The 13,992-nt window shown below is 74.3% G+C and carries 13 protein-coding genes and 1 pseudogene; 4 read left to right on the forward strand and 10 right to left on the reverse strand.

Annotated elements, in window-relative coordinates:
• Positions 1–185 precede the first annotated feature (185 nt).
• Genes MTQ10_RS19130 through MTQ10_RS19140 form a run of 3 tightly spaced genes read left to right on the forward strand, consistent with a single transcriptional unit; the run spans position 186 to position 2,697 of the window.
• On the forward strand, positions 186–1,040 hold the full coding sequence (locus MTQ10_RS19130) for a transporter substrate-binding domain-containing protein (protein ID WP_247469682.1): 855 nt from the start codon (positions 186–188) through the stop codon (positions 1,038–1,040).
• Positions 1,041–1,045: 5 nt separating this feature from the next.
• Entirely contained in the window at positions 1,046–1,885 is an 840-nt protein-coding gene (locus MTQ10_RS19135) for an amino acid ABC transporter permease (protein ID WP_247469684.1), read from the forward strand.
• Positions 1,882–2,697 carry an amino acid ABC transporter ATP-binding protein gene (locus tag MTQ10_RS19140; RefSeq protein ID WP_308404579.1) on the forward strand — a complete coding sequence of 272 codons (816 nt, stop codon included), beginning with the start codon at positions 1,882–1,884 and terminating at the stop codon, positions 2,695–2,697. The genes MTQ10_RS19135 and MTQ10_RS19140 overlap by 4 nt, the downstream gene beginning before the upstream one ends.
• A 173-nt stretch (positions 2,698–2,870) precedes the next feature.
• Here the strand turns inward: MTQ10_RS19140 and MTQ10_RS19145 are convergent, their stop codons facing one another.
• The 8 genes from MTQ10_RS19145 to cobM all read right to left on the reverse strand — a co-directional run bounded on the left by MTQ10_RS19145 (position 2,871) and on the right by cobM (position 11,668).
• Entirely contained in the window at positions 2,871–3,827 is a 957-nt protein-coding gene (locus MTQ10_RS19145) for an SCO1860 family LAETG-anchored protein (protein WP_247469686.1), read from the reverse strand.
• A gap of 150 nt (positions 3,828–3,977) precedes the next feature.
• Positions 3,978–5,072 (reverse strand): amidohydrolase family protein, encoded by a 1,095-nt coding sequence (locus MTQ10_RS19150; RefSeq protein WP_247469688.1) that lies wholly within the window; start codon positions 5,070–5,072, stop codon positions 3,978–3,980.
• 167 nt (positions 5,073–5,239) lie between these two features.
• On the reverse strand, positions 5,240–6,292 hold the full coding sequence (gene cobC / locus MTQ10_RS19155) for an Rv2231c family pyridoxal phosphate-dependent protein CobC (RefSeq protein ID WP_247469690.1): 1,053 nt from the start codon (positions 6,290–6,292) through the stop codon (positions 5,240–5,242).
• Positions 6,282–7,208: a sirohydrochlorin chelatase gene (locus tag MTQ10_RS19160; RefSeq protein WP_247469691.1), complete on the reverse strand. Its 927-nt coding sequence runs from the start codon at positions 7,206–7,208 to the stop codon at positions 6,282–6,284. Before MTQ10_RS19160 ends, cobC begins: the two co-directional genes overlap by 11 nt.
• Positions 7,205–7,795, reverse strand: a complete 591-nt coding sequence (locus MTQ10_RS19165; protein WP_247469693.1) for a precorrin-8X methylmutase — start codon at positions 7,793–7,795, stop codon at positions 7,205–7,207. Before MTQ10_RS19165 ends, MTQ10_RS19160 begins: the two co-directional genes overlap by 4 nt.
• Positions 7,792–9,525, reverse strand: coding sequence for a precorrin-3B C(17)-methyltransferase (gene cobJ / locus MTQ10_RS19170; RefSeq protein WP_247469704.1), 1,734 nt, complete (start codon positions 9,523–9,525; stop codon positions 7,792–7,794). Before cobJ ends, MTQ10_RS19165 begins: the two co-directional genes overlap by 4 nt.
• Positions 9,522–10,853, reverse strand: coding sequence for a precorrin-6y C5,15-methyltransferase (decarboxylating) subunit CbiE (gene cbiE, locus MTQ10_RS19175; RefSeq protein ID WP_247469705.1), 1,332 nt, complete (start codon positions 10,851–10,853; stop codon positions 9,522–9,524). The genes cobJ and cbiE overlap by 4 nt, the downstream gene beginning before the upstream one ends.
• A complete protein-coding gene (gene cobM, locus MTQ10_RS19180; protein ID WP_247469707.1) occupies positions 10,850–11,668 on the reverse strand; it encodes a precorrin-4 C(11)-methyltransferase in 819 nt (272 codons plus the stop codon). The genes cbiE and cobM overlap by 4 nt, the downstream gene beginning before the upstream one ends.
• A 135-nt stretch (positions 11,669–11,803) precedes the next feature.
• On the opposite strand from cobM, the gene MTQ10_RS19185 reads away from it, so the two are divergent.
• Entirely contained in the window at positions 11,804–12,535 is a 732-nt protein-coding gene (locus MTQ10_RS19185; RefSeq protein ID WP_247469709.1) for a ZIP family metal transporter, read from the forward strand.
• A gap of 17 nt (positions 12,536–12,552) precedes the next feature.
• On the opposite strand, the gene cobI is transcribed toward MTQ10_RS19185, so the two are convergent.
• A complete protein-coding gene (gene cobI / locus MTQ10_RS19190; RefSeq protein WP_247469711.1) occupies positions 12,553–13,284 on the reverse strand; it encodes a precorrin-2 C(20)-methyltransferase in 732 nt (243 codons plus the stop codon).
• A pseudogene (locus MTQ10_RS19195) lies at positions 13,281–13,992 on the reverse strand (cobyrinate a,c-diamide synthase); the annotation flags it as partial. The pseudogene MTQ10_RS19195 and the gene cobI, both read right to left, overlap by 4 nt.

Consider the following 13,992-nt stretch of genomic DNA (forward strand, 5'->3'; position numbering starts at 1 on the left):
GCCCCTGCCCCGTCCCGTCCGCCCCCTTGACCGGCCTGGCGCCCGCCGACCGGCGACTTCTTAGGTCAGGAGACCTCGTAGCCATGGGTTTAATTTGAGAGACTCAAACTTCGCCTTATAATCGGAACCCGCTCTTCAGGTAGTTCCCGAAGATCCCCCACCGTCCCCCGATCGAGAGGCTCCCCGTGAACACGCTCCCCGGGCGCCGGACCCGCCGCCTCCTGGCCGCCGGCACCGCGACGGCCGCACTGGCGCTCGTGGCCGCCTGCACCTCCACCGACAGCGGCGGCAGCGGCTCGAAGACCGCCGCCGGCGGGGTCGAGCTGGTCAGGGCGGGTCAGCTGACCACCTGCACCCACCTGCCGTACCCGCCGTTCCAGTCGGAGATCGACGGCAAGGTGCAGGGCTTCGACGTCGCCCTCGTCGACCTCGTCGCCAAGAATCTCGGCGTGAAGCAGCAGATCCTCGACACGCCGTTCGAGAACTTCAAGACCGGCGCGTTCCTCAACTCCGGCCAGTGCGACCTCGCCGCCGCCGGCATGACCATCACCGAGGAACGCAAGAAGAACGTCGACTTCTCCGACCCGTACTTCGACGCCACGCAGGCGGTCCTCGTCGACAAGGACAGCGGCGTGAACTCCCTCGCCGACGTCAAGTCCAAGGGCGTCAAGCTGGGCGCGCAGGCGCAGACCACCGGCGAGGACTACGCCAGGAAGCAGGGCTTCGACCCGGTCTCCTTCGAGTCCTCCGACGCCGTCGTCAACGGCCTGCGCACCGGCCAGGTCAAGGCTGTCATCATCGACTACCCGGTCGTCCAGGGCTGGCTGAAGGACAAGGCCAACGCCGACGCGTTCAAGGTCGTCGACAACCTCAACACGGGTGAGCAGTACGGCTTCACGGTGAAGAAGGGCAACACGAAGCTGCTCGCCGCCATCAACAAGGCGATCGCCGACGCCAAGGCCGACGGCACGTACAAGACGCTGTACGAGAAGTGGATCGGCCCGTACGACGCCTCCGCCGCCTCGCCGTCCGCCTCCTGACCTCCATGACCGACACCGACACACAGCTGCCGGTACCGCCCCGCAGGAAGGGGCTCACCCGGCGCCAGAAGCGCGGCATCTCGCGCGGTGTGCAGTACGCCGTGTTCGTCGCCGCCGTGGTCGCGCTCGCGGTCACGGCCGACTGGGACCGGCTTCAGAACCAGTTCGCGCAGAAGGACATCGCGCGGCAGATGTTCCCCGACGTCATCACCCTGGCGTTGAAGAACACCGTGCTGTACACGGTGTCCGGCTTCGCCGTGGGGCTGGCGCTCGGCATGGTCATCGCACTGATGCGGCTGTCGTCCGTGCGGCCCTACCGCTGGGTCGCCGGCCTGTACATCGAGATCTTCCGCGGCCTGCCCGCCCTGCTGATCTTCGTGTTCATCGGGGTGGCCGTGCCGCTCGCCTTCCCCGGCACGGAGATCGCCGGCGGCACCTACGGCAAGGTCGCGCTCGCGCTCGGCCTGGTCGCCGCCGCGTACATGGCGGAGACGATCCGCGCCGGCATCCAGGCGGTGCCCAAGGGGCAGATGGAGGCAGCCCGTTCGCTCGGGTTCTCCCCGACCCGCGCGATGATCTCCATCATCGTCCCGCAGGCGTTCCGGATCATCCTGCCGCCGCTCACCAACGAGCTGGTCCTGCTGTTCAAGGACTCCTCGCTGGTGCTGTTCCTCGGTGTCACCCTGGAGGAACGCGAACTGACCAAGTTCGGCCGCGACCTCGCCAGCACGACCGCCAACTCCACGCCGATCCTCGTCGCCGGCCTGTGCTATCTGCTGGTCACCGTCCCGCTCGGCTTCGTCGTCCGCCGTATGGAGGCCAAGGCCCAGGAGGCCGTCAAGTGAGCAGCACCGAGAAGCCGGCCGCCCGGCCCGAGATCACGATCCGGGGCCTGCACAAGTCCTTCGGCGCCAACGACGTGCTGCGCGGCATCGACCTGGAGATCGGCCAGGGCGAGGTCGTGTGCGTCATCGGCCCGTCCGGCTCCGGCAAGTCGACGCTGCTGCGCTGCGTCAATCTGCTGGAGGAGCCGACGAAGGGACAGGTCTTCGTCGGCGGCATCGAGGTCACCGACCCGGACGTCGACATCGACGCCGTCCGCCGCCGCATCGGCATGGTCTTCCAGCAGTTCAACCTGTTCCCGCATCTGACGGTGACGGAGAACCTCACCCTGCCGCAGCGCCGCGTCCTCAAGCGGGGCAAGGCGGAGGCGGCGCGGGTGGCCGCGGAGAACCTGGAGCGGGTCGGCCTCGCCGAGAAGGCCGACGCCTACCCGTCGTCCCTCTCCGGCGGCCAGCAGCAGCGGGTGGCCATCGCCCGCGCGCTGGCGATGGGCCCGGAGGTGATGCTGTTCGACGAGCCGACCTCGGCGCTCGACCCCGAGCTGGTGGGTGATGTCCTCGCCGTCATGCGGATGCTGGCGCGGGAGGGCATGACGATGATGGTCGTCACCCACGAGATGACGTTCGCCCGTGAGGTCGCCGACCGGGTCGTCTTCATGGACGGCGGTGTCGTCGTCGAGGACGGCACCCCCGACCGGGTCATCGGCGCCCCGCAGCACGAACGCACCCGGCACTTCCTGTCCCGGCTCCTCGACCCGGCGATGGCCGAGGTCGAGGAGGGGACGAGCGACGGCACCGGCAAGACCGACCGGTAGGAGGCCCGCCGGCGTCACCCGTCGGCACCCGCACCCGGCTTCCCCCCTGGGCCCCGGGACTGCTTTTCGAACGGTCCGCTGCCGACGCCTCGGCCCCGCTGTCGCCCGCCGCACCGGGCGACAGCGGGGGCCGGGACCCGGTGGGGCGGGTCCCGGCGCGGTGGCGGCGCCCGTCAGCCGCGCCGCCGCGCCACCACGACCGCGCCGCCGCCGGCCAGCAGCAGCGCCACGGCACCGCCCACGACGTACGGGGTCATCGACCCGCCGCCGGTCTCTGCCAGCCCGGCCTCCGCCACCTCGGCCGGGGCGGCCGAGGCCGCCTGCGGCTTCACATCGGCGGCCGGCTCGCCGGACGCGCCGTCACCCTCCGGCGCGGAGGGCTGCTCGGGCGCCGCGGACGCCGGCGCGGCGGGGCTCTCGCACTTCGCCTCCGCCAGCGTCACCTCGCCCTCCACCTCGGCGACGTTCAGCTTCAGCGGATTCACCGACACCGACAGCTCGAGCGCGGTCGCCGCCGCCGTACGGGAGGTGGTCTCCCGCTTCGACAGATCCAGCCGCACCTCGCCCACGCCGGGCACCTTCACCTCGGTCGGGCCGCTCGCGCTGAGCGTGACCCGCTTGCCGAGGACCGTGACCTTGCCGACCACGTTCGCCGTGGCGACCGGCGCCCGGCCCGCCTCGCACACCGCGCTCGAGGTGACGGACTCGACCTCGATCAGGGACAGCAGCGGCAGCCCGGGGACGTGCAGCCGGGCGTGCGCCAGCTCGGTGCGCGCCTCGGCCTTGTGCTCGTCGACCGTGGCCCGCGCCGACGCCACGTCGGCGCGCAGCACACTGAACGGCTTGCCGCCCTGCACCCCGTCCAGGTGGGCGGTGAGCGCCGTCCTGTCGGCGCTCTGCGGCGCCTGCACCTCGTTCAGGGAGACCGCGAGGGGGACGTTCACGGTCTTGCTGACGAGGGCGACGTCGAGGCCGGTGCGCAGCACGGCGGCGCTCGCCCGGCCCTCGTCGCCGGTGGCGTGCGCGCTGCCCGCGCCGGCCACCGCCAGGGGAGCGGCGGTCAGCGCCGTGGCCGCGGCGGCAGCGGCGAGACGACGGCGTGCGGGCATACGGAAGGTGGTGCTCTTCACGGTGTGGGACCCCCCAGAGTGATACTCGGGACCAGAGTGGTGTCAGGGACCCCGCAAGAATCCACGTACGAAGGGTGAACCGGAGTGATTGTCAGGTCACTTCACCCAAAAGAGGGGTTTCCGCCCGCGTTTTCGAACCGCGTATTCGAATCAGCTGACGACCCGCCCGCGCAGCACGACCCGGCGCGGAGCCGCCAGCACCCGCACATCCGCCCGCGGATCCGCCTCGTACACCACCAGATCCGCCGGCGCGCCCTCCTCCAGGCCCGGACGCCCCAGCCACTCCCGCGCCCCCCACGCGGTCGCCGACAGCGCCGCCACCGGCGGGATGCCCGCCTTCACCAGCTCCGCGACCTCCCCGGCGACCAGGCCGTGCGCCAGCGAGCCGCCCGCGTCGGTGCCGACGAACACCGGCACCCCCGCGTCGTAGGCGGCCCGCACGGTGTCGTAGCGCCGGGCGTGCAGCCGCCGCATGTGGTCCGCCCACACCGGGTAGCGCTTCTCCCCGCCCTGCGCGAGATGCGGGAACGTCGCGATGTTCACCAGCGTCGGCACGATCGCCACGCCGCGCTCGGCGAACAGCGGGATCGTCTCCTCCGTCAGCCCCGTCGCGTGCTCGACACAGTCGATCCCGGCCTCCACCAGGTCCCGCAGCGAGTCCTCCGCGAAACAGTGCGCGGTGACCCGCGCGCCCAGCCGGTGCGCCTCCGCGATCGCCGCCTCCACCGCCTCCCGGGGCCAGCACGCGGCGAGATCCCCCACCTCGCGGTCGATCCAGTCGCCGACCAGCTTCACCCATCCGTCGCCGCGCCGCGCCTCCCGCGCCACGTACGCGACCAGCTCCTCGGGCTCGATCTCGTGGGCGAAGTTGCGGATGTACCGCCGGGTGCGCGCGATGTGCCGGCCCGCCCGGACGATCCTCGGCAGATCCTCGCGCTCGTCGACCCACCGCGTGTCCGACGGGGAGCCCGCGTCCCGGATCAGCAGCGTGCCCGCCTCACGGTCGGTCAGCGCCTGCTTCTCCGCCTCGTCCGCGGAGACCGCGCCCTGCGGGCCGAGCCCCACATGGCAGTGCGCGTCCACCAGACCGGGCAGCGCCCAGCCCTCCACGGTCCGCACCTCACGGGCGCCGGCGGGGCGGTCGTACGACACCCGCCCGCCGACCACCCACAGCTCGTCCCGCACGTCCTCGGGCCCGGCCAGCACCCGCCCCTTCACATGCAGCACCACGTGATCGTCGCTCATGCACCGCACCCTAATGCGGCCCCCGCCGCCGACGGGAGGGGGACCCGGACCCGCCGCCCCCGGGCGGGGCGCCGCCCACCGGGACCCAGCCCGCGGGCAGGCGCCGCCCACCGGGACCCGGCCCGCGGACCGGCCGAACGGCGGGACGCCCGCGCCGCCTGCCGCACCTACCGCCGCCCGAGCACCGCCCCCAACGCCGCCAGGAAGCCGTCCGTCGTCCGACGGTCCCGCACCGCGAGCCGCAGCCAGTCCGCGTCCAGCCCCGGGAACGTGTCCCCGCGCCGCACCGCCCAGCCCCGCTCCCGCAGCCGCCGCCGTACGTCCGCCGCGCCCGGCACCCGCACCAGCACGAACGGCCCCTCGGCCGGGGTCACCACCCGCAGCCCGGCCCCGGCGAACGCCGTGAGGCCCGCCACCAGGTACGCCCGGTCCCCGGCGATCGCCCGCGCCGCGTCCTCCGCCTCCGCCAGCGCCGCCGGCGCCACACAGGCCTGCGCGGCGGCCAGCGCCGGCGTGGACACCGGCCACAGCGGCTGCGCCCGCTCCAGCGCGGCGATCACCTCGGGGGAGGAGACGACGTACCCGATCCGCAGGCCCGCCAGCCCCCACGTCTTGGTGAGGCTGCGCAGCACCACGAGGCCCGGCACATCGGTCCGCCCGGCCAGCGCCTCCCGCTCCCCGGGCACCGCGTCCATGAACGCCTCGTCCACGACCAGACACCGGCCGGGCCGGGCCAGCGCGGCGACCGCCTCCGCCGGGTGCAGCACCGACGTCGGGTTGGTCGGGTTGCCGATCACCACCAGGTCGGCGTCCTCGGGCACCGCCGCCGCATCCAGCCGGAAGCCGTCCGCCTCCCGCAGCAGCACCCGCCCCACCTCGTGCCCGGCGTCCCGCAGCGCCGCCTCCGGCTCGGTGAACTGCGGATGCACCACGACCGGCCGCCGCACGTCCAGTGCCCGCGCCAGCAGCACGAACGCCTCCGCCGCGCCCGCCGTCAGCAGCACTCGCCCCGGCTCCACACCGTGCCGGGCCGCGACCGCGGCGCGGGCCGCCCGCCCGTCCGGATAGGCCGCCAGGTCCTCCAGCGCGCCCGCGATCCGCTCCCGCAGCCACACGGGCGGCGTACCGGCCCGTACGTTCACCGCGAGATCGACCAGCTTCGCGCCGTCGTCGCGGACCTCCGCGTCCCCGTGATGCCGCAGATCGTGTTCAGTGCGCATGCGCGTGCCCGTGCCCGTGGTGGTGATGCCCGTGCCCGTGACCGTCGTGGTGGTGGCCGTCGTCGTCCGGGTGGAAGTGCGGCTGCTGCGGCATACCCACCTTGTCCTCGAAGCCGGGCAGCGCGATCCGGTACACGCACGAGTCGCAGTTCATCCGCAGATCGCCCTTGACGGCCTCCTCGTACCGCTCCATCACCAGGTCCAGCAGCTCCGGCTCCGGCCCGATCACGTCCGCCGACCGCACGTCCAGCTCCGGCCGCGCCGCCGCCCACTCCTTTGTCTGCCGCCGCACCCGGTCCGGCAGGACGCCCGTGAACAGGAAGTACGGCAGCACCACGATCCGCCGCGCCCCGAGCCGCGCACACCGCTCCAGACCGCTCGGCACGTCCGGCGCCGCCAGCGACACGAACGCCGTCTCCACCCCGGCAAACCCGCGGCCCTCCCACAGCAGCCGCGCCGCCTTGAACACCTCCGCGTTGGCATCCGGGTCGGTCGAACCGCGCCCCACCAGCAGCACGGTCACCTCGGAGCGGTCGACGCCGTCCAGCACCTCATCCAGCCGCCGCTCCAGCACACCGAGCAGCGCCGGATGCGGGCCGAGCGGACGGCCGTAGCTGTACGAGATGCCCGGGTGCCGTTCCTTCTCACGGGCCAGCGCCGCCGGGATGTCGCCCTTGGCGTGCCCGGCGGACACCAGCATCAGCGGCACCGCCGCGAACCGCCGCACCCCCCGCTCGACCAGCTCGGTGACGGCCTCGCCGAGCGGCGGCGGGGACAGCTCGATGAAACCGCCCGCGACGGGCAGCTCCGGGTGACGGCGGCCCAGCTCACGGACGAAATCGCGGAACGCCTCCGCTCCGGCGTCGTCCCGGGTGCCGTGACCGGCGATCAGCAGGGCGGGCGGCGGGGTGCTCACAGGGTCTCCTTCGACTGCGGAACAGGGTGGTACAGCAGGGCGTTCAGCGCGGCGGACGCCACCGCCGAACCGCCCTTCTCGGACACGTTGCTCACGGCGGGCAGCCCGCTCTCCCGCAACGCGGCCTTGGACTCGACCGCGCCGACGAAACCGACGGGCAGGCCGATGACGAGCGCCGGGGCCGCGTCCAGCCGCAGCAGCTCCTCCAGCGCGGTCGGCGCGTTCCCGATCACCCACAGGGCGCCGGGGCCGACCTGCTCGAACGCGAGCCGGATGCCGTGCGCGGAACGGGTCAGGCCCGGCCCGGCCACGCCGTCGCGCAGCCGGCACACCGTCTCCCGGCGGGTGATGCCCGCCCCGACCATCTCCACGTCCACCACGACGGGCGCACCCGCGTGCAGCGCGGCGTGCCCGCGCTCCAGGTCGCCCTCGTCCATCACGAGGTCGCGGGCGTACTCCAGGTCGGCGGAGGAGTGCACGACCCGCTCCACCACGGCGCGGGTCAGCGGCGGCAGATGCGAGGTGTCCAGCCGGGCCCGCATCCTCCGGTACGACTCCGCCTCGATCGGGTGCACGACACGGTTCATACGGTCCCCCCGGTGAGGTCCGACGCCTGCCAGCGGTAGCCGCGCGGGGTCACCATGCGCCCGGCGACGATCCGCGTGGCCGTGTTGCCGACGGTCACCACCGTCATCATGTCGACCCACGCCGGGTCCAGTTCGCCGAGCGTGGTGACGCGGCTCGACTCGTCGGCGCGGGACGCGTTGCGCACCACACCCACCGGTGTCGCCGGCGCCCGGTGCTCGGCGAGGATGCCCAGCGCCTTCGGCAACTGCCAGTCCCGGCCCCGCGACCGCGGGTTGTAGAACGTCACGACGATGTCCGCCTCCGCCGCCGCACGCACCCGCCGCTCGATGACCTCCCACGGCGTGTGCAGATCGGACAGGCTGATCGACACATGGTCGTGGCCCAGCGGCGCCCCCAGCACGGCCGCCGCGGCCAGCGCCGCGGTCACACCCGGTACGCCGACCACGTCGATGTCGTCGGAGGCCTCCGCCAGCGCCGGGGACGCCATCGCGTACACGCCCGCGTCACCGCTGCCGATCAGCGCGACCGCCTGCCCCCTGCGGGCCTCGGCGACCGCGGTGCGGGCCCGTTCCTCCTCGGCGCCGAGCCCGGACTCCAGGACGCGCGTGCCCGGCCGCAGCAGGTCACGGATCTGGTCGACGTACTGATCGAGACCCACCAGGACCGATGCGCGCCGCAGTTCGGCCGCCGCGCGCGGGGTGAGCAGATCGCGGGCGCCCGGCCCGATCCCCACCACCGCCAGCCGGCCGCGCCCCGGACGCCGTACGACCGCGCACGTCGCCATCGCCGGCCGTCCGTCCGCCCGCTCCGACTTCCGCTTCGGCACGAGCAGTTCACCGCCACGGGCCAGCGCCGCCGCCTCCGCGACCGACGGTGTGCCGACCGCGGCGAGGGGCGCCTGCGACGGGTTCGGCACCTCCACGGCCGCCAACTCGTCCGCCGAGTACGTCACCAGCGGTACGCCCAGCCGCTCGGCCGCCGCCACCAGACCCGGCTCGTCCGCCTTGGCGTCCACCGTGGCCAGCTCCGCCACCGACCGCGCCGACAGGCCCGCCTCCCGCAGCGCGCCCTCGACCAGGTCCAGCACCTCCTCGGCCGGCGCCCCGCGTGACGCGCCCACCCCCACCACGAGGGACGCAGGCCGCAGCAGCACCTCCCGCTCACCGGCGGGCACCTCACGGTCCGTCACCCGCACCCGGTACGCGCCCTCCACGGCGCCCCCGGTATCCCCCGCGCCGTCGGCGAACGGCAGCGCGGGCAGCGGCCACGGCACCTCCGCGTCCAGCACCACCGGCTCACCGTCCAGCAGCGCCCGCGTCACACCCGCGACATCGCCCTCCACCGGCAGACCCAGCGTGTCCAGACCCGGCAGCCCCGCCGCGTCCGTCGCCGTCGTCACCACCGGCTCCGCGCCCAGCACCCCGCCGACCGCGCGGGCCAGCTCGTTGGCGCCGCCGCCGTGCCCGCCGAGCAACGCCACCGCGTGCCGCCCGGCCTCGTCGACGCACACCACCCCCGGGTCGGCCGTCTTCCCCGCGAGCAGCGGGGCCACCAGCCGCACCACCGCGCCGGTCGCCAGGAAACACACGAGCTGCTCGCACTCGCCGAACGCGCGCCGCACGGCGTCGCCGACGGGACCGTCGTACACGCGCGTACGCTCCGGCCACGCCGCGGCCAGCCGGTCACGTGCCGCCGCCCCCGCCGCGGTGGCGGAAATGAGGCCGATCACTGGGGAACTCCTTCGTCATCAACGTCATCAACGTCATGGACGTCATGGACGTCATGGACGGCCCCCGCGGAGGAGGCCTCGTCGTCCGCCGTCTCGCCGGCGGTCCTTCCGGCACCCGCCGGGGGCCGTACACCCCACAGCAGGAAGACGGGGTTGGCCGCCGCGAGCCGCGTCACATCACCCGGCAGCGGCGCCAGCCGCGACGACTGCAACAGCACCCCGTCGCACACCAGCCCCGCACCGGTCAGCGCCGCACGCGCCGCCGGCACCCGGTCCAGCGCCGCCAGCGCCACGACCACCGCCCGCCGCGCCCGCCGCGCGCACACCTCCACCACGGCCGCCAGCTCCCGGCCCCCGCCGCCGACGAACACCGAGTCCGGGTCGTCCAGCCCGGCCAGTGCCGCCGGCGCCGACCCGTGCACCACGCGTACGTCCACACCGTGCGCGGACGCGTTCGCCCGCACCCGTGCCGCACCGTCCGCGGTCTTCTCCACCGCGACGGCGGCGGCACCCAGCCGCGCGCACTCCACGGCCACCGAACCGGAGCCCGCGCCGACGTCCCACACCAGGTCACCGGGGCGCGGCCCGAGCCGGGCCAGGGCCAGCGCCCGCACCTCGAACTTCGTGATCATCGAGTCGCGGTGCGCGAACGCGTCCTCGGGCAGCGCCCAGACGGCGGGGCGCGGAAGCCCGCCGGCGACCGTGCGCGGCCCGGAAGACCCGGCGAGCTGCGGGGCGAGGCACAGTACGACGTTCACCGACCGCCCCCAGTCACGGGCCGCCGCCTCCGCCGGCGTCACCCGCTCCACACGCTCCCCGTCCGACCCGAGCGCCGAGGCGACGACCAGCGTCCGCTCGTACCCCTCCAGGGCGGCGCCCAGCTCGGCCGGCCCCGCACCGGGACCCGTCAGCACCGCCACCTTCGGATGCGCCCGGCACAGGTTCACCGCGGTCCGGGAGTCCCGCCCGTGCGCGCTCACCGCCACCGCGTCGTCCCAGGCCAGCCCGAGCCGCGCGAACGCCGTCGCCACCGACGACACCCCCGGCCGCACATCCAGCCGTCCCGGCCCGAACCGCTCCGCCAGCACCCGCACGATCCCGAAGAACCCGGGATCACCCGACGCCAGCACGACGACCCGCTCACCCTTGTCCAGCCGCCGCTCCACGGCGTCCAGCGCGGGCGCCAGCGGCCCCAGCACCACCGTCTCGGCGCCCTCCGGCAGCCGTACGGCGTCCAGATGCCGCCGCCCGCCCACCACCAGCGCGGTACCGGCCGGCACCTGAGGCGGCACCGCGGCCCCGGTGCCCGTCCCCACCACCGTGATCATGTGTTCGCCCCCCGCTCCCGCAGCGCCCGACGCGCCTGCGGATCCGCCTTGCGGTAGCCGTGGAAATGCCCCGGGTGGTACAGGTGCGAGCGGGTGCCGTGCGCGTCCAGAGCCGGGCCCACGAGGAACAGGGTGTGCTTCCAGAGCCTGTGCTCCTTCACCGTCTCCTCCAGCGTGCCGACGGTGCAGCGCACCACCAGCTCCTCCGGCCACGTCGCCTGATACGCGACCACCACCGGGGTGCTCGTCGGATACCCGCCCTCCAGCAGCTCCCGCACGAGCTGACCGCTGCGCGCCGCCGACAGGAACACCGCCATCGTCGTGCCGTGCCGGGCGAACTCCCGCACCTCCTCACCCGGAGGCATCGGCGTCTTCCCGCCGCCCAGCCGCGTCAGGATCACCGACTGCGCCACCTCGGGGATCGTCAGCTCCCGCTGAGCCAGCGCCGCCACCGCCGAGAACGACGACACACCGGGCACGACCTCCGTCGCCACACCGATCTCCCGGCACCGGTCCAACTGCTCCTGCGTACCGCCCCACAGCGCCGGGTCACCCGAGTGGACGCGGGCCACCCGAAGCCCCTCGGCGTGCGCCCGCTCGTACACGGCGACCACGTCCTCCAGCGACATCGTCGCCGAGTCGAGGATCTCCGCGCCCTCCCGGGCGTGCTCCAGCACCTCCGCCTGCACCAGGCTCGCCGCCCAGATCACGATGTCGGCCTCGGCGATGGCACGGGCGGCTCGGAAGGTCAGCAGATCGGCGGCGCCGGGGCCGGCACCGACGAAGGTCACCTTGCCGGTGGGGGTGTCGGCCATGGGGTGGGGTCCTCTCGTGAAGAAGGGCGGAAGATCGGCGGAAGGGTCGGTGACCGGCCGTCCGAGGCCGGTGGAAGGTCAACGCGAGCAGGGCCGAAGGTGCGCGCGGGGCACCTCATCCGATAGCAAGGGCACATGGCGGTCTTCGTCGCGCTGGGCGCGTTCCTGATGACGCTGGCCGGCGGCTGGACGGCACAGCGCGTGACCGACCGCCGCCACCTCGTGCTGGGCCTGGCGGGCGGACTGATGCTCGGCGTGGTCGGCCTGGACCTGCTCCCGGAGGCCCTGGAAGCCGCCGGCCGCGAGATCCACGGCGTGCCGGCCGCGTTCCTGCTGTTCGTGGCGGGCTTTCTGCTGGCCCATCTGGTGGAACGCCTGCTGGCCGGCCGCCGTGCCGCGCACGGCGGCGCCGAGCACGACCACCACCGGGCACCCGAGGTCGGTCTCACCGCCGCCGCGGCGATGGTCGGCCACAGCGCCATGGACGGCGTCGCCATCGGCGCGTCCTTCCAGGTGGGCGGCGGCATGGGCACGGCCGTCGCGCTCGCCGTCATCGCCCACGACTTCGCGGACGGCTTCAACACGTTCACCCTGGCCAGCCTGTACGGCAACGCCCGCCGCAAGGCCTACGCGATGCTGTTCGCCGACGCGGTCGCCCCCGTCGCCGGAGCCGCCGCGGCCTCGTTCGTGCACATCCCGACGAGCGTTCTCGGCGGCTACCTCGGCCTGTTCGGCGGCGTCCTGCTCTACCTGGCCGCCGCCGAGATCCTCCCCGAGGCCCATCATGCGCACCCGGCCCGCTCGACGCTGCTGTGCACGGTCGCGGGCGTGCTGTTCATCTGGCTGGTGGTGGGTGCCATGGCGTGACCGGCGGCGCGTGAGCATCACAGCTTCCCGCCCCGCCCGCCGTCGCGCCGCGCAGGCGCGATCAGCGTCGACAGATACGGCAGCGCCGCCCCGTCCAGCTCCGCGGCCGGCCGGATCGACTCCTCCGGCAGCCCCAGCGCCGACCCCCACACGGCGTCGCCGAGCCGCCCGGTCTCCCGCAGCGCCTCGGCCACCTCCCCGGCCTGCCGCCCGAACTTGTACGCCACCACCGTCCCCGGCCCGGCCAGCGCCTCCTTCAGCACCGTCGCCCCGGCCGTCACCGGCACCAGCGTCAACGGCTCCGTGCCCTCGGTCAGCACGGCACCCGACCGCGCCGCCAGATCCTGCATCGCCGTGATCCCCGGCACCGTCTCCACGACCACACCCGGCACCAGCCCGGCGATCGTCTGCGCGAGATACGTGAACGTCGAGTACACGTTCGGATCACCGATGGTCGCGAACGCCACCGACCCGCGCTCCCGCAGCAGCCCGGCCACCCGCTCCCCGGCCGCGTCCCACGCCGCCTCCCGGCGCGCCCGGTCGCTCCGCTCGTTCAGCGCGAACACCACCCGTACGACCTTCTCCGGCTCCACGTGGTGCAGCACCGTCGCCTCGGCACGCCCCCGCTCCCCGGTGTCCATCACCGGCACGACGACCACCGCGGCGGCCCGCAGCGCGTTCACGCCCTTGACGGTCACCAGCTCCGGATCACCGGGGCCGACCCCGACCCCCACCAGCCTGCTGCTCATGACGTCCGGCACCTCTCCACGAACCGACGGGCCACACCGGGCTCGGACGCCCAGTGCGTGTGCAGATAACTCGCGTGCACGCCCTGCTGTACGAAACCTTCGACCCGCCGCGCCGGAGCCGTGACGCCCCACGCGGGAGCCGTCCCCGCGCCCGGCTCGACGGCCGTGCGGTGGAATTCGTGCCCCCGCATCCGCGACCCCGCCGGCGCGAGCACACTGTCCCCGACGGCGACCGCGTCCCGGTAGCCGAGCGTCAGCCGTTCCGTCATCCGCGCGGACGCGTCCAGCACCCCGCACATCGGCTGCCCGTCCAGCTCCCGGCACAGATACAGCAGCCCCGCGCACTCGGCGGCCACCGGCGCCCCGGACGCCGCCAGCTGTGCGACCGCCTTCCGCAACGGCTCGTTGGCGGACAGCTCACCCGCGTACACCTCGGGAAACCCGCCCCCGACGACCAGCCCTGCCGTCCCGTCCGGCAACCGCTCGTCCCGCAACGGATCAAAGACGACGACCTCGGCCCCGGCAGCGGCGAGCAACTCGGCATGCTCGGCATACGAGAACGTGAACGCGGCTCCCCCGGCCACAGCCACAACAGGCCGCGCCCCCCGGCTCCGCGAAGCGCCGGAAGCCGCCCCACCCGGCCCGTCCGGCGTTCGAGGACGAGGCCGGCCAGGCCGATCGGGGGCCCCGGGGGCGGGGTCCCCGGGG

The organism is Streptomyces sp. XM83C (genome assembly GCF_023072675.1).
Taxonomy (GTDB): Bacteria; Actinomycetota; Actinomycetes; order Streptomycetales; family Streptomycetaceae; genus Streptomyces; species Streptomyces thermocoprophilus.